Origin of the sequence: Methylomonas sp. 11b (genome assembly GCF_000515215.1) — a bacterium.
Taxonomy (GTDB): domain Bacteria; phylum Pseudomonadota; class Gammaproteobacteria; order Methylococcales; family Methylomonadaceae; genus Methylomonas.
Genome location: NZ_KI911557.1, coordinates 214,883 through 230,936, shown reverse-complemented (window position 1 = coordinate 230,936; position 16,054 = coordinate 214,883). Strand labels below are relative to the sequence as shown.

Below are 16,054 nucleotides of genomic sequence, written 5' to 3'. Positions count from 1 at the left end.
CGAGGCGAACCATTCCCCGTATAGTATCCCGTTGTCAAAAACTCTAGGAATGCACAGCAGTGGACACCATCAGCATACGCGGCGCCCGCACTCATAATCTAAAAAACATCGATCTGGACTTGCCGCGCGACAAGTTGATCGTTATCACCGGCCTGTCCGGTTCCGGCAAGTCGTCATTGGCTTTCGACACCATTTATGCGGAAGGCCAGCGCCGCTACGTCGAATCGCTGTCGGCTTATGCCCGCCAGTTTTTATCGATGATGGAGAAACCGGATGTCGATCATATCGAAGGCTTGTCACCGGCGATTTCCATCGAGCAAAAATCCACCTCGCACAATCCACGTTCAACGGTTGGAACGATTACCGAGATTTACGATTATCTGCGTTTGTTGTACGCGCGGGTCGGCATTCCGCGTTGTCCGGAGCACGGCGTATCCCTGGAAGCGCAGACCGTCAGCCAGATGGTCGATCAAGTGTTGGCGCAGCCGGAAGGCGAGCGCTGGATGTTGCTGGCGCCGGTGATCAATGACCGCAAGGGCGAGCACGTACTGCTATTGGAAGACCTGAAAGCCCAAGGTTTTTTGCGCGCCCGCATCGACGGCGAAGTTTACGAGTTGGACGAGCCCCCTGCCCTAGATTTAAAGAAAAAACACACCATCGAAGTGATCGTCGACCGCTTCAAAATCCGCGACGACATTGCCTTACGCTTGGCGGAATCCTTCGAAACCGCGCTGCGCCTGTCTGAGGGCTTGGCAATTGCCGCTTCAATGGAAAGCGATCAACAACTATTGTTCTCCGAGCGTTACGCCTGCCCACATTGCGGCTATAGCCTCAGCGAACTGGAACCGCGCATCTTCTCCTTTAATAACCCGAAAGGCGCCTGTCCTAGCTGCGACGGCCTGGGCGTGCGGCAGCATTTCGATCCGCAGTTGGTGGTGCATAATCCGGAAATCAGCCTGGCCGGTGGCGCGGTGCGCGGTTGGGACCGGCGTAATGCTTACTACTACCAGATTATTTGCGCACTGGCCGCGCATTACGATTTCGACCCGGAAGCGCCGTTTTCGCATATCTCCAAGGACATTCAGGCCGCTATTCTGTACGGCAGCGGCGAAGAGAAAATTAGTTTTACCTTCCAGATGGGTAACGGCAAACCCAAAGCCAGCCGGCATGCCTTCGAAGGCATTATTCCGAATATGCAGCGCCGCTACCATGAAAGCGACTCGCAAATGGTCCGTGACGAATTATCCAAATATCTGGCACAACAGACCTGCTCGGTGTGCGATGGCGCGCGTTTGAATCTAGGTGCGCGCAATGTGTTTGTCGATGAACAACCTTTACATCACGTCACCCGTTTGCCGATCAAACAGACACTGGGCTTTTTCCAGCAGCTGAATATTCCCGGCCACCGTGGCGAAATCGCCGCAAAGATTAATAAGGAAATTCAGGAACGCCTGGAGTTTTTGGTGAATGTGGGTTTGGATTATCTGACCCTGGACCGCAGCGCCGACACTTTATCCGGCGGCGAAGCGCAACGCATCCGCTTGGCCAGCCAAATCGGCGCCGGCCTGGTGGGTGTCATGTACGTGCTGGACGAGCCGTCGATAGGTTTGCACCAACGCGATAACGAACGTTTGTTAAACACGCTGTATCGATTGCGCGATTTGGGCAATACGGTGATCGTGGTCGAGCACGACGAAGACGCGATCCGCGCCGCCGATCACGTGGTGGACATCGGCCCCGGTGCCGGCGTGCATGGCGGGCAAATTGTTTCGCAAGGTACGCCCGCGCATATTCTCGCAGACCCCAACTCCTTGACCGGCCAATATCTGTCCGGCGGCTTGAGCATTGATATCCCCAAAAAAACCACGCCGCGCGACCCGAGCAAACAAGTCACCATTCGCAAAGCCAGCGGCAATAACCTGCAAAACGTCGACGTCAGCTTCCCGGTGGGCTTGATGACCTGTGTGACGGGGGTATCCGGCTCCGGCAAATCGACGTTGATCAATGACACTTTATACAGCCACGCCGCCCGACTGATTAACGGCGCCAGCTGCATCCCGGCGCCGTGCGAAGCCATTGAAGGTCTGGAACAATTCGACAAAGTGGTGGACATCGACCAAAGCCCCATCGGTCGCACCCCACGCTCTAACCCGGCCACCTACACCGGCATTTTCACGCCGGTGCGCGAGTTGTTTGCCGCGACGCCGGAAGCCCGCTCCCGTGGCTACACGCCGGGCCGCTTCAGTTTCAACGTCAAAGGTGGCCGCTGCGAAGCCTGCGCCGGCGATGGCGTGATCAAGGTGGAAATGCACTTTCTGCCGGACATCTTCGTACCGTGCGACATCTGCCACGGCAAGCGCTATAACCGGGAGACTTTGGAAATCCGCTACAAAGGCAAGACCATCCACGAAGTACTGGAAATGACCGTGGAAGACGCCACCCAATTCTTCTCCGCCATCCCCAGCCTGGCCCGCAAGCTACAAACCTTGATTGATGTGGGCTTAAGCTACATCACCCTCGGCCAGAACGCCGTGACCCTGTCCGGCGGCGAAGCGCAACGGGTGAAATTGGCGAAAGAGCTATCCAAACGCGACACCGGCACCACGCTGTACATCCTCGACGAACCGACCACGGGCCTGCATTTTCATGACATCAAACAATTGCTGACCGTGTTGCACACCTTGCGCGACCACGGCAACACCGTGATCATCATCGAACATAACCTGGACGTAATCAAAACCGCCGACTGGATCGTGGACATGGGCCCCGAAGGCGGCAGCGGCGGCGGTATGTTGGTGGCGGAAGGCACGCCCAAACAGATTGCCAAGCACAAGAAGTCGCATACCGGGACGTATTTGCAGCGGTTTTTTTCGTGAATTACCGCTGAAACCATGAACGAGCTTCAAGCAGAAATAAGCCAAGCGATTCAGGCGCATGCCGCAGTCGATGCGATTTATCTGTACGGCTCCAGAGCCAAAAATACTGCCCGGCCCAATAGCGATTGGGACATTGCGGTAATTTTCAGCGATTACGAAACCGATCCGCTGGAACGGGCGGTGCGTCCGCAAATGCTGGAAGCCGAAGTCGAACGCGAATTAAAACGCTACAATCAAATCAGCATCGTCGATCTGGAAGCCGCTCCGGTCTTGTTGCAAGTTGGCATCTTGCAGTCGGCTGTCAAATGGTACGACCGCAATGTACCGCACGTTAGACGCGTCGAGCAAAGCATCTGGTCGAAATGGGAAAAGGATTATGAGAGATATTGCCTATGAACAGGCGCTGATGCGCCATCGCCGCAAAATGTTGCGTATTTTGGACGAGTACAGCCAGGAAAATATCAACACCTGGACCGAACGCGACCTGCTGGCGATACAGCGCGCACTACAAGTCTATATAGAAGCCTTCATCGGCATGGCGCGTTATTTCGTGGAGCAAAAATACCAGCTAACAGTCAGCCAGTCGCGGGAAGCGCTAGACGAATTGAAAAGCCAAGGCGATTTGCCGGCCGATCAGCATGCCGACTTGATGAAAATCCTCGGCTTCCGCAATGTGCTGGTGCACGACTACCTGGACCTCAACGACGGCATCGTGCAAGCCATTGTCACCAAAAGGCAGTATGCGATTTTGGAAGAGTGGATGGTGGTTTGGCAGCAGAAGTTGGATGAATGTGAGCCGAAATGAGTTCAATCGGTCTAGCCTTTTTGGTTCCCGCGCGCTGTGTGGTAACCAGAAAGCACCGCGCTGAGGTGCCTGAATAACCAGCCAAGCATTCCAACGCAGCGCGTTGGAACGAGACAGAACAAGTATCAACAACCTCGTTATATGCTAACAGTCAAATCGGTCGCTGAAGTCACGCCTAATCGTTTCGGAAGCGTCATATAACGCAACTATTGTTCCCGAGACTGGAGAGCAGGAACAAGGACATTTGTACATTCATTATGGAGAGCCTGTGGCAAAAATAGAGTTTCCGAAATCCCTGAGAGAACTTCTCGAGGAGAGTGATCTTCAAGCCCCCATCCGCGCCCTTGCTGACCGGGTCGGAGAAATCCTTGCAGACAATAAACTCCCATTTTTCCCCGACTACACCGACCACGGGGTTGAACATATCAACTGTGTGTTGAAATCTGAAGTTGAGCTAGTTCCAAAACCAATCTGGAAAGACAGCAAAAAGGATTCCGACCCACGCTTGCTTTGCGACGCCGACGCCGTGGTAATCATCGGCGCAACGTTGTTGCATGACATCGCCATGCATCTCAGGCCCAATGGATTTCTGGAATTAGTTGGAAAAGAGTCAAGATTTCAACCTCTACCTTGGTTCAAAGATGACCAAGAAGGCAACGTAGCCAATATTGCCTGGCAGTTGTTATGGGGGGACTATGCTCGAGAAGCAAGACGGTTTAGCGACCGTCAATTGACCAACATCATAGGAGAGCAATCGGCCCGAGTTTGGAAGTTCGAAGACCTTCCTGAGGATACCGGACAATGGGAAACCAATCATTTCTTGATCATCGGCGAGTTTATACGGCGCCACCATGCTCGTCTTGCCCACGAAATTGCGATCTACGGTTTTCCAGGCCTGACAGTCGGCTCGGGTGAGGGACAGTTCCCCGCCATGGGTAAAGAGCAGGGCCACCCGTTGATGCGACTGGCCGATCTGATTGGGCTAAGCGCGCGTTCGCACGGGATGTCGCTACGCGTTTGCAAAGCTTACTTGGATTCCAGCCCACTCTACCCTGGGACCCCAAAACCAATGGGCTCCGCTGTACTTTACCCCATGGCTCTATTACGGGTAGCCGATTACCTTCAAATTGACCAACAACGTGCACCGGCAGCTTTGATGCAATTGCGGGATCCGCAAAGCCCGGTTTCCATACAGGAATGGCGTAAACACCGTGCGGTGCAGCAGATTAGTCCGGCCAGCGATCCTCGCGGCAAGATGGTCACCGTCGGCACCGATATAAGCCTGTCGCTCTATTTGCAACTGCGCGATCTGTTGTCCGGACTGCAAGCTGAAATGGACCATTCAACCGCAGTATTGGACGAGGCCTACGGCGCACGGACCGACCTCGGTCTGGATCAACTGAATCTCGCCATTCGTCGGGTCTATTCTAACCTACACAGTCCGGCGTTTCGCGATAGCCTGCCCTATATTCCGAATCGGACCGGGTATACCGCTGATCCGAATTTACTTACTCTCCTCGTCGAGCCGCTATATGGTAAAGAACCGGGCGTCGGCGTTCGCGAATTAATGCAAAACGCGGTCGATGCCGTTCGCGAATTACACGCATGGTGTAAAAACCACAAGGTCGCTATCGAATCACTCGATTTGCCAGAGCAAGAAGGCGACGTATCGATAGACTTTATCAAGCGTGAGGATGGCTCATGGTACCTGCGTGTCCGCGACCGTGGCATCGGCATGCGTGCCGATACCATTCAAAACCATTTTTTGCGAGCCGGCGCCTCATTTCGCAGCAACTCCGAATGGGCTAAAGAATTTCTCGACGATTCAGGCAAACCGCGCGTAATGCGCTCCGGGCGCTTTGGGATAGGCGCCTTTGCGGTCTTTCTGCTAGGCGCTTCTTTTAAACTTTGGACTCGGCACGTCGGCGCGGACAAATCCACTGGCAATATGTTGGAAGCTTCCGCTAATAGCCAACTCATTGAAATCCGCCGTGTCGACGATTTACCAATCGGAACCACTATCGAAGTCGAAGTCAGCAGTGAATCTATGAACGCGTTAGGGCTGGAAAGAGAAAAATATTTTCCCTTCGCAGGACCAAGGGAACAAATTGACTGGTATTGCTGGGACTGGCCCAAAGTCATTAATCGAGTGCTTCGTGGCACGAATCTCGAAAAACTAGATCAGGAATTCGTATTCCCCGTGAGGAGCAATAACTTACCGAAGGAATACGCCGTGATCTACCCCGATGGTTTCGATGCGATTTTTTGGACTTTCGAGAAATACCCCGCTCTTTCGTGCAACGGTTTAAAAATTGAAAAGCGAGGTTCCTACTCCCATACCGATTTTGATTGGCCAGGGTACATCCAAACCATAAGACCAAATATTGCTGTACTCGACAGTGCTGGAAACTTACCTTTGACCACTCAGCGCTATCAGCTCTCTCAAAAGGCCGTTCCGTTTATCGATGAGTTGGCACGAGATGTCTTATTATCCGTCATCGCTTATGGACTCATTTGCGGCCCGACATCTCGGGACGAGGCTCTTTCCTGCAAATATCGGCATCCTCTTCATAAGGATCCGGTCTCTATTTACGAATTCGGTCAAAAAAAAGATTCTCTGTTCGCTGAAGGCCTTCTACGTTGGTGTGCCACCAAAGCCGCAATGGTTCCTGTAGATCCGTGGCTTTATTCACTTCTGAATGCTGACTCCTACCTTTTGTTTGGCAGTTTGAACTCTGTCAATTCTCTAGCCGGGAGGCAACTGTCGGCGTCCACTAGTTTGTTTGAACCAATTAACGAAACCGGCCATGCCGTTTTACCATGGATGGGGACCATAAATATCGAAAGCGATGAGGATTGGCTCGATAAAACTCGGTTCTGGGTTTTTAACTTTTTCAATACGCTTGCGAGTGAAGGGATTGTAGCCCTAGGCACCGCAACAGCCATTCGCTTGGTCGCCGTCGAAAGTCAAAAAGGTCTTTTCAAGCTTGGTAAGACAGGAAGGTTCGCACCAATGGTGTATGGCTTATTCGAAGAGACGGTGACCTGGAAGACAACTAGCTGGCCCGGAGGTAGATCTCTTATTGAATTGCAAACTGGCACATCCGACTCGAACGTGCAGTTACAACCAATTCTTGAAATGATCGAAGAAGTTTTGGAAGCAAATAGAGAAGATGTAGACGCTGTTTTTGTGGCGGAGATTAAAACGACTAGTGCAAATTCGCCGGAATCTTTGATAGCCAAAATCTGGAATGAATGCCTAGGTCCTACCGCTATCCCTTTCGATCCAATTGCGCGAGAGGCTCTGATTGCCAGAGGCTACCAACATCCGGAACTAAAACGTCACATTGAAGCGTTGCAGGAAATGAAGGACACTGGCTCTAAATGGGTGTCATATACAGGCAACCATCATTGGCGTCGGTAAAATTCCGACAAACGGTCTTTATCTAAATTCGCCAATTATTTATGATGAGCCAGGTTCGGTCGATTAGTTTTCCTATTCCGCTACCGACCGCCGCTTCTCGCTTGCAGCAAGTAGCCTCGATGTAATCGAGGATTCGGAGACCTAATCCCTCGATTTCGCTAGCGCTGCATCGAGGCTACAGAAGCTCCATTCGATGGCCACTGATTAGACGTGCAATTGGCTGACAACTGTCGGATAAATAAAGCAAGAAATCTACCCAATTGACCTTGCACGGTGATTTAATCGCCCTTAAACCGCGTATAAAGAGATTCTCTTTCCCACAATGTCCCACCGCCTCGCCATCATCTCCGACACCCACGGCTTGCTTCGCCCTGAGGTGCTGGCGGCGTTGCAGTGCTGCGAGCGGATTTTCCACGCCGGCGACGTCGGCAAACCCGAGGTATTGCAACAACTGAACATATTGGCACCGGTGACAGCAGTGCGCGGTAACAACGATAAAGGGGCTTGGGCTGAGGAACTGCCCATCTGTGCCAGCGTCATGGTCGGCCAAGTTTCAATTTATTTGATCCACGATCTGGCAGAGTTGCCCATCGATCCGGTCGTGGCCGGAATTCGCGTCGTCATTTCCGGCCATTCGCATAAACCTTCGCTTCAAGAGCGTGACGGCGTACTATATCTAAACCCCGGCAGCGCGGGCCCACGCCGGTTTAAATTGCCTCTAGCAGTTGCCGAACTGATCATCAACGATAAGACAGTCGAGGCCCGGATCATCGAGCTGGAAGTATGACGCGATTCGCGGGAGCCAGTGATCGATTGCTGATCAGCATTTACGCCAGCGAACTGAGCGGCTGGCATTATGCAGTGGTACGCAGTAGATTGTGCGGCCGCGCTATTTGAACTGAAGTTGGCCGCCGGTGCCGGCGCCGTCTTTGACTTCCTGGGCTTTGTAATTCCTCAAAGACTGCACCAGGTTGTTGTAGGCATCAAAAAACGCTGCGGCGGTGGATATGCCTTCCGGGGTTCGGGTAAAGCTCGCCAAGCCAAAGCCGCCTGCAGCATTCTCGCCTAAGAATCCGCCCCACCCGGAAGCCTGCAAAGCATTGGCGGTTGCGCTGCCCTGGGAAATGCCGATTTGTACTGTCGAGCGGATATCGATCAAGGTCAGAGCTACGTCCGTACTGCGTTTATCGGCTGCGCCCGCCGCAGCGCCCGCCAATGCGTCTATAAAAATCCCGCCCAACGAGATTTGCCCTGGCGGGGCGTAATGCTGATACATGCCGCCGCCGTAAAGGCCGGCTCTGTTGCCCTGGGTGGATTCGTTGAGGACGATGACCTGCGGTTCCAGCAGATAATCGGCGGCGACCCGTTGGCCTTTTTGCTGTTTGGAGCCGGCCCGGTACTCACCGGATTCACGTTGCTGTGAGGTAATGGCATTGAGTAATGCCAAGGTGGCCTGATTGCCGATGCCGGTAATCACAAAGCAGTTGGATTGCTGCACCGCCAAACGAATCAATGGGTCAAGGGTGGTTACGGCGCTGGCACCGGTGATACGGCCGTCGCTGACCGCCAGGGTACCTAATGGGCTGGCGCAATGTTCCAGCGTTTTATTGGCATTGACGCTGGTAGCCCCACCCGCCGAACCGCTAATGAGGTTGGCACTGCCGCCGGTTTGTACACCCGGTTTTGTACAAGCGCTCAACGAAATCATCACTGCCAGCCAGCTTAGTTGTTTGGTTTTTATGCAGATCATACCAACACACCCCTGTCGAAATTAGCAAGCTCGGAAACTGAAATTTAGCACTCTGAGAAAATGTTAGAGTAAAACCCTAGGGGAATGCAAACAAATCGCAGTGTGTGTTAAATGCCAGGAATTTCACCGCCAAATTACGGCGCTTCGACTCCTACCCACGAGACTCCTAGAGGTTCTACTTTTAAGGGCAAAGCTCCGAAACTTTGCCTGCCTAGGCAAAGCTAACGAACGAATTAACCGAAACTCGAAAAGCCCCAAAATGACTTATTATCGGAAAGGTTTCGCCGTCGCCCGTGCAACTGGCTATGCGATAGCAGCAAGGCAAAACCAGAGGCGTGGGCACTGGGTTCGGCATTGGAAGATAGGGAATCGCATACATACAGCGATTATTTGAATTGGCCGGACGATATACGTTAAGAGCTGATTGATGGCGACGCTTATTGATATCACCGGCACCTGATTTGCCGCATCAGGATGTGGCGGGGGAAACTTATTTCCAAACTCGGCAAGCACTAGCGGGCAAATCCTACCGTGCTTTTATCGCACCCGTCGATGTGCGTTTACCCAAAGCCCAGGAAGCGGACGATTCTATTGACACAGCCGTGCAGCCCGACGTATTGGTACGTGTGCTGTTACTGTATTTTTGGGTGTTACTGTATGTTTACGCAGTAACTTAGACGATCTCACTAAATCTACGCGCATAAAAAACCATAAGTTCTTATGTGTAAAGGACTTATGGTTAATCTGGATACTGCTAAAGCTATAAATGGTGGCGATACCGGGGATCGAACCTGGAACCTCGGGGTTATGAAACCGGCATTTTAATTTTTTATATATAAAATTCAATGACTTACAACTCTTGCCAAGTTCAAAAACAGCCTGAATTAGCGGTATTCAGCGTAACTTCATTTCAGAGCCGTTGCAAAAATGGTAGCAGTGCTACCAGGCGAGTCCATATAGTCGTCATGCCAGTTCGTTTACTGGGAATAGTTTGTATTGCATAACTCCGGACTACGTGAACAAATTGTTATAGTGCAATCTTCATGTCTTATGCCTAAGACACACCCATTCGGATTGAAGTGTATCGATTTATTTAAGCGTATACATCGTTCGTAGTATATTTATGAATAAATTGATACATTCGAGATTCACAATGGATAAAATCAAAAAATCCTTTTTCACCGGGTGCTGGCTCTCCGCTCAACGTTAAGATTAATACTTTGGGGGGGGCGCTGCTCGCCAGTCTAATCAAAAATGGCATGGTCTTTAGTCCGTCCCACGGCGACATGGCCTTTACCGTACCCTTGTTCCACGAATTCATGCGCCGCGCCATGTCCGATTTCCATATCTGAAGCGGGTGAACACTGTCGCGCGCCGCAACCACACCTGATTTATTTTGATTTATGAAAGTCCTGATTTATAACGAGCTCGACCCTAAGTCCATTCCGGGTTTTGCAAAAATGCAAGGCTATCTGGAAAATGACGACTTCAAATCGGCAGAGGTCAAAAAGGTCGGTGACAATCTCTACCGGGCCCGACTTAACCAGCGCGATCGCTTGTTGTTTGCCATCTATCGTTATCAGGAACAACGCTATGCGCTGATTCTGGAATTCATCAAAAACCACGTTTACCAGGATTCGCGATTTATGCGTCAGGTCAGCACGATCGATGAAACCAAAATTCCCGACATACCGTCGATACCGATCGGCGAAGAGGCGGCACTGGTTTATCTCAACCCTCAGCAGCCGCGTTTCAACCTGCTGGATAAAATCATCTCTTTCGACGATCGCCAACAAGCCATATACGACGTACCACCGCCGCTGATCGTGATCGGTTCGGCAGGCAGCGGTAAAACTGCGCTGACGCTGGAAAAAATGAAACACGCGGTGGGCGAGGTGTTATATGTCACCCAGTCGGCTTATCTGGTCAACAACGCGCGCGACCTGTATTACGCTCACCAGTACGACAACCCCGAGCAACAGATCGATTTCCTATCGTTTCAGGAGTTTCTGGAGAGCATCCAGGTGCCGGCGGGCAAACCGGTCAGCTTTGCGGCGTTTCAGAGCTGGTTCAACCGTTTTAGCCAAGGCCATGGGCTGAAAGACGCGCACAAATTGTTCGAGGAGTTCCGCGGCGTCATTACCGGCCCCGCCACCGACAAAAGCTGGCTGAGCCGCGAGGATTATCGCGCCCTGGGCGTCAAGGAATCGATCTTCCTGGCCGAAGAACGTGACGCGGTTTACGACGTATTCGAAAAATATCTGCAGTTTCTTGCCGATAACGCACTATACGACCCGAACATCGTCAGTCACCACTATCTGCAATCCATTCAAACCCGTTACGATTTTGTGGTGGTCGACGAAGTGCAGGATCTGACCAATATTCAGCTGTATCTGATCCTGAAGTCCCTGCGCCACAGCCGGGACTTTTTACTGTGCGGGGACTCAAATCAGATCGTGCATCCCAACTTCTTTTCCTGGGCCAAGGTCAAAAGCCTGTTTTACCGGCAGGACGATTTACAAACCGGCGATGAGCTGATCCGTATCCTCAACACCAACTACCGCAATTCACCGCAAGTAACCGAAATTGCCAACCGGATTTTAAAGATCAAAAATTTGCGCTTCGGCTCCATTGACAAAGAAAGCCATTACTTGGTGGAAAGCAACGGCCACAATCAGGGTGAAGTGCTGTTTTTGCAGGACACGACAGAGATTCGCCGGGAACTTGACAACAAGACCAAGGCGTCGACCCGCTTCGCAGTGATCGTCATGAGTGCCGAGCAAAAACCGGCAGCCCAACAGCATTTCGGCACGCCGTTAATCTTTACCATCCAGGAAGCCAAGGGCCTGGAATACGAAAACATCATTCTCTACAACTTCCTCAGCCAGGAAGAAACCCGTTATCGGGACATCAGCAAGGGTGTAGACGCTGCCGATTTGCAGCATGATCTCAAATATGCCCGCGGTAAGGACAAGACTGACAAATCGCTGGAGATTTACAAGTTTTACATCAATGCACTGTACGTCGCGCTGACGCGGGCGATCAAGAATTTGTATTGGATCGAAAGTCAACCCAAACAGGCGCTGCTGGACTTATTAGGCTTGGGCGAAGCCCAGGCCAGTCTGCAACTAGCCAGCCAGAATTCCAGTCTCGACGCTTGGCGACAGGAAGCGCATAAGCTGGAATTACAGGGCAAGCAGGAACAGGCCGAGCGCATCCGCAGCGAAATACTCAAGCAAAAAACGCCGCCCTGGCAAGTGATCGATGCGACAGCATTGCCTGAGTTGAAGCAGAAAGCGCTGGCCGGCAACGACAAGCAGGCCAAAATGATGTTGTTCGAGTACGCGCTGGTCTACGAAGACCTCGATATCATCAACAGTCTGTTGAAAGCCGATTTCAAGGCCGCCAAACAGCCCGACAAAGGCCTGCAACTGCTGCAACAAAAGCACTACAGCGCTTACAGCTTCAAAAAACCCGATGCGGTGTTGAAACAAGTCGATCAATACGGCGCCGATTTTCGAAACATCTTCAACCAAACGCCGTTGATGGTGGCCGCCTGGATGGGCAATGCCGAAGTCATCAAGGCCATGGAAGCGCTCGGCGCCGATACCGAAAAAGTCGATAGCAACGGCCTGACAGCCTTTCAAATCGCCCTGGCGCAAAGTGATCGTAGCGAAGCTTACGCCAGGAAGAAACTGGCCGACATTTATCCGCATTTGGAACCCACCAGCATGAGCATTCAGGTCGATGGCCGCCTGGTCAAACTGGATAAACACACCATGGAGTTTTTCCTGCTGAATCTGATGATCACCTTGTTCTACCGGGTCATGCCGAACAAACTCCGTTACCGTATCGAGGGCTTCACCACACAGGACTTCATCGACGCAATTCAGCATTTGCCGGTCAGCATCCTACCCGAACGCCGCAAGCAAAGAGCCTACCTGTCCAGCATTCTGGCCAAAAATGAAATCGACAAAGACGACAAGCACAACCGCAAGCTGTTTTATCGCGTGATGCGTGGTGCTTACATTTTCAATCCCAAGCTGGCGATTAAGGTGGAAGGCGAATGGGTCGATATTTACGATCTGCTCAGCATAGATAAACTGATGCCTCAGTACGAAGCGAGGCAGGACTGGTGGCGAGCCGATTACAACGCTTATCGCGAAAAAAGTATGGCAGCGTGTAAAGCGGAGCTAAAGCGATTAATAGCGGACAATCAGGCGGCTGTTTAAAAGGGGCGTTGGTAAATTTTTGACTGAAAGTAATACAACCGATTTTGCCGATTGCATTTATCCAAAGTGTCCAGTTAGCAAAATCCTGGGCCTGGAAATTGGATGTCCATAAAGGAGACCTTGGCGACATCAACCAACCGGCCATTACCTGCCTTCCGAAAATATAAAAAATAGCGTTTTGAATGACTGCTTCAACATCATTTTCTGACATCTCTATCTTATGGTAAGAAATCAACACACAACTCGATTACGACCATTTTCCTTTGCCTGATACAGCGCTTTATCGGCGCGGATAATAAAGTTTTCCACGTTCTCACCACACTGCAATCGAGCAATACCAATGGAGATGGTGACGATACCTATCACTTCGTTGTTTGCTTTGCGCCGCAAATGACTTTTTTCCATGGCGGCTCGGATATTTTCACAAATTTCCCGTGCCTCTTCGAGCGTCGTATCCGGCATGATGATAGCCAGTTCCTCACCACCGTATCTGGCCACATGGTGGTGAGGAAAGGCAAACTGACACATTAACGAAGCGACAAACTTGATCACATTGTCACCGATAATATGGCCGTAGCTGTCATTGATACGTTTGAATCGATCGATATCCATAAACAGGAGCTTCGCTGACTTCCTGATCCACTAAATGTTCCAATGTTTGATCGAACGCGCGCCTATTCAATAATCCGGTTAAGCCGTCGGTTTTAGCGATTCGTTGCATCTGACTCAATTCCGATCGCAACTGTTCTATCTCGTGGCCGGCTCCCTGGAGCTTGGTTTGCATAGTTTGGCTGGTGAGCGCCAAAGACTGGGTTTCCTGAATAATCTCCCGTAACAAGACTCGAATATCGACCGTTTCGGAAAGATTTTCCAGAAGGGTCGATTTTTTCTGAAAATTATCGTTGGTTTCTTCGGCCCTGTTATAAGTATCGCTAATAGCACAAGTCGCTTGGTCGATGACCTTCTGAAATTGATGATTGAGATTTTCGAACGATTCGAGCGAAGCATTGCAAATATATTTGCCGTAAAACTCCAGACTAACGGCTTGAGTGAAGGGTTTGCCTTCTTGCAATAACAAGCTGAATGCTTTGGTCAACGTAGCGTTTTTGCCGGTTATGTATTCGTAACAAATGGCATAGTTAATCGGATTGGCCGCAATATTGTATTGGTGGATTAAAGGTAAAATCTGTTTCAGATACTCGGCAGCAATAAGCTCGCTAGGCAGTAACGTTTCTGCCACCCTTGTTGGCTACTGCATTGATATAAATAGAGGATGTCGTGTCGTAATCACGCAGTGTAATCAATCCAGATGAAGGAACATTTATTACCTATAGGCAGGCGACATTTTACGGCGGATATAAATGCTCAAGTAAATCATCAGCAATCCGCGGAAAACTAAGTTGGTACTGAGTCCAAAAGAAAAGAACCAGCTTTCGCTCGTAGGCCATTGAAGCCAAACCATCAGACCCAAAACAAATGAAACCGCGCTGATGAATAGGTTAAAGCCTAGTTGCGAAATTTTTAATTTCATTGCGAAAACGGCCTGAAGTACGCTACGCGTTAACAAATAAAGCGCGATCATTAAACTCAACCGATCCGGTGTATCTGAAATATCAAATATTAATAACGTACCGAAGATGAGGTCCAAAGCGCCGGCATTCATACGTTGCATAAAATCGCATACTTCTAACGAAAAAACTGCGTCAATACATTCAAACGCGCCAAGTAACATAATCAATATGCCGATTACGGGTAACCAGGAAAAGTCTGCGACCGACAATATAGCAACCGTGGGATTGAATATGCTTGCCAATGAAAACACAAACCCGACGATGACGACGAAGACGCCTTGCATAAGCCACAACCACCAAGGGATGTTCAGGCGTCCGTCTTTAGTGAAAAAGCTAAACAACTTCATATTTTGTAGTCATCGGTTAAAAGTTATGAGAAATCCCCAGCCAAAGGTTGTTGTTATGGAAACCAATGAACTCATTTCGCTTCTGGCGGTTACCATGTTCCAAACCAAGCGTAACCAGCGACTCCTTACTTAAGGCATAGCGCAGTTCTATGCCGCCCAAAAAGATTTCCTCTGGATTGCCAAAGTGTTCGTCCAGCCGATTCATTGTGGTGTAGCAATTTTTTTCGAAGTCGAAATCTACTGCCAATTTTATTTTCTCGCTCAACTTGGTCTCTATTTCGATCGATGCATAGTGAGTCTGATAAGAAGCGTCGTCGTTTAATGCGATTGAACGCTGATTGCGGGCATTGCCAACTTCAAAGTGGTACCCTAAAAACAGTTCGATATCCTCCGTTAATTCGATAGCGAAATGCGTACCCAACGTCCATAAGTCGGTGCTGCGATGCTTGAATACGCCATCGTAGTCGCGCAAGCCGTAGCGCCCCAACACATGCATTGCGAGCCAAGCCGTCAGTTCCTGCTCCACGTGGATTGACCAAATGTGAGAGGTCAAACTTTCGTTTCCTTCGATGGCGTCGCCGAATTCTTGTTCAACCATGTTGAAACCTAGCAAGCGATCCGGAACGAAACGGTAAATCGCACTCACCGTCGTCGCCGATTCGAATTGACGACTGACGGCAGTTTGAAAATTTGCGTGGGTAAAGTCGGTGTTTTCGGCAAACACATAGCCACCCGCTTCGGCAAAAAAAGTTGTATCGCCGAAATTTTCCGGCAAATCCAGCAATACTGACGCCGTCGGTTCGTATATAAAATCCGATCGCCCCGAAGGTCTGTCCACCGCTGGCTGTGTGGGGTCATCAAGCAAGGAAAGTTGTCGCGTAACGGTAAAAAGTGCGACATCATCGGTATAAAACGCTCGGTTTGATAGTTCCACGTGATAATCCGCCGCCGCTTCCACGCTGTAAAGCGACAGCAAGAAACAGCCTGATAGAAAGATTTGCTTCGGTTCTTTCAGGCAAGAACCATCAATTATCGCTATATGTTTATGG

At 50.6% G+C, this 16,054-nt stretch carries 12 protein-coding genes; 7 read left to right on the top strand and 5 right to left on the bottom strand.

Annotation, left to right across the window (positions count from 1 at the left end):
• Positions 1–59 precede the first annotated feature (59 nt).
• The 5 genes from uvrA to METH11B_RS0101065 all read left to right on the top strand — a co-directional run bounded on the left by uvrA (position 60) and on the right by METH11B_RS0101065 (position 7,892).
• Positions 60–2,876: an excinuclease ABC subunit UvrA gene (uvrA, locus tag METH11B_RS0101085; protein ID WP_026600385.1), complete on the top strand. Its 2,817-nt coding sequence runs from the start codon at positions 60–62 to the stop codon at positions 2,874–2,876.
• A gap of 15 nt (positions 2,877–2,891) precedes the next feature.
• Entirely contained in the window at positions 2,892–3,272 is a 381-nt protein-coding gene (gene mntA / locus METH11B_RS0101080) for a type VII toxin-antitoxin system MntA family adenylyltransferase antitoxin (RefSeq protein ID WP_026600384.1), read from the top strand.
• Complete coding sequence (gene hepT / locus METH11B_RS0101075) at positions 3,253–3,681, top strand: type VII toxin-antitoxin system HepT family RNase toxin (RefSeq protein ID WP_026600383.1); 429 nt, start codon at positions 3,253–3,255, stop codon at positions 3,679–3,681. Before mntA ends, hepT begins: the two co-directional genes overlap by 20 nt.
• Positions 3,682–3,949: 268 nt before the next feature.
• A complete protein-coding gene (locus METH11B_RS0101070) occupies positions 3,950–7,105 on the top strand; it encodes an HD domain-containing protein (protein WP_026600382.1) in 3,156 nt (1,051 codons plus the stop codon).
• 322 nt (positions 7,106–7,427) lie between these two features.
• A complete protein-coding gene (locus tag METH11B_RS0101065; RefSeq protein WP_026600381.1) occupies positions 7,428–7,892 on the top strand; it encodes a metallophosphoesterase family protein in 465 nt (154 codons plus the stop codon).
• Positions 7,893–7,994: 102 nt separating this feature from the next.
• Here the strand turns inward: METH11B_RS0101065 and METH11B_RS0101055 are convergent, their stop codons facing one another.
• On the bottom strand, positions 7,995–8,855 hold the full coding sequence (locus METH11B_RS0101055; RefSeq protein WP_026600380.1) for a hypothetical protein: 861 nt from the start codon (positions 8,853–8,855) through the stop codon (positions 7,995–7,997).
• A 440-nt stretch (positions 8,856–9,295) separates the two neighbouring features.
• Between METH11B_RS0101055 and METH11B_RS25975 the strand changes: the two genes are divergently transcribed.
• Both METH11B_RS25975 and METH11B_RS0101040 read left to right on the top strand, forming a co-directional pair.
• On the top strand, positions 9,296–9,532 hold the full coding sequence (locus METH11B_RS25975; protein ID WP_026600379.1) for a hypothetical protein: 237 nt from the start codon (positions 9,296–9,298) through the stop codon (positions 9,530–9,532).
• 726 nt (positions 9,533–10,258) lie between these two features.
• Positions 10,259–13,087, top strand: a complete 2,829-nt coding sequence (locus METH11B_RS0101040) for a UvrD-helicase domain-containing protein (protein WP_026600377.1) — start codon at positions 10,259–10,261, stop codon at positions 13,085–13,087.
• A 231-nt stretch (positions 13,088–13,318) separates the two neighbouring features.
• Here METH11B_RS0101040 and METH11B_RS29660 read toward each other — a convergent pair whose 3' ends face one another.
• The 4 genes from METH11B_RS29660 to METH11B_RS0101020 all read right to left on the bottom strand — a co-directional run bounded on the left by METH11B_RS29660 (position 13,319) and on the right by METH11B_RS0101020 (position 15,963).
• Positions 13,319–13,699, bottom strand: coding sequence for a GGDEF domain-containing protein (locus METH11B_RS29660; protein ID WP_026600376.1), 381 nt, complete (start codon positions 13,697–13,699; stop codon positions 13,319–13,321).
• Positions 13,668–14,327, bottom strand: a complete 660-nt coding sequence (locus tag METH11B_RS25970; RefSeq protein WP_026600375.1) for a GGDEF domain-containing protein — start codon at positions 14,325–14,327, stop codon at positions 13,668–13,670. Before METH11B_RS25970 ends, METH11B_RS29660 begins: the two co-directional genes overlap by 32 nt.
• An 84-nt stretch (positions 14,328–14,411) precedes the next feature.
• Positions 14,412–15,005 (bottom strand): hypothetical protein, encoded by a 594-nt coding sequence (locus METH11B_RS0101025; RefSeq protein ID WP_026600374.1) that lies wholly within the window; start codon positions 15,003–15,005, stop codon positions 14,412–14,414.
• 16 nt (positions 15,006–15,021) lie between these two features.
• Positions 15,022–15,963, bottom strand: a complete 942-nt coding sequence (locus METH11B_RS0101020; RefSeq protein WP_155931050.1) for a hypothetical protein — start codon at positions 15,961–15,963, stop codon at positions 15,022–15,024.
• Between the last annotated feature and the right edge of the window lie 91 nt (positions 15,964–16,054).

Excerpts from the sequence above, each read along its gene's own strand:
- mntA (WP_026600384.1), top strand. The coding sequence starts at position 2,892 with ATGAACGAGCTTCAAGCAGAAATAAGCCAAGCGATTCAGGCGCATGCC.
- hepT (WP_026600383.1), top strand. The coding sequence starts at position 3,253 with ATGAGAGATATTGCCTATGAACAGGCGCTGATGCGCCATCGCCGCAAA.
- METH11B_RS0101065 (WP_026600381.1), top strand. The coding sequence starts at position 7,428 with ATGTCCCACCGCCTCGCCATCATCTCCGACACCCACGGCTTGCTTCGC.
- METH11B_RS0101055 (WP_026600380.1), bottom strand. The coding sequence starts at position 8,855 with ATGATCTGCATAAAAACCAAACAACTAAGCTGGCTGGCAGTGATGATT.
- METH11B_RS0101040 (WP_026600377.1), top strand. The coding sequence starts at position 10,259 with ATGAAAGTCCTGATTTATAACGAGCTCGACCCTAAGTCCATTCCGGGT.
- METH11B_RS29660 (WP_026600376.1), bottom strand. The coding sequence starts at position 13,699 with ATGGATATCGATCGATTCAAACGTATCAATGACAGCTACGGCCATATT.
- METH11B_RS0101025 (WP_026600374.1), bottom strand. The coding sequence starts at position 15,005 with ATGAAGTTGTTTAGCTTTTTCACTAAAGACGGACGCCTGAACATCCCT.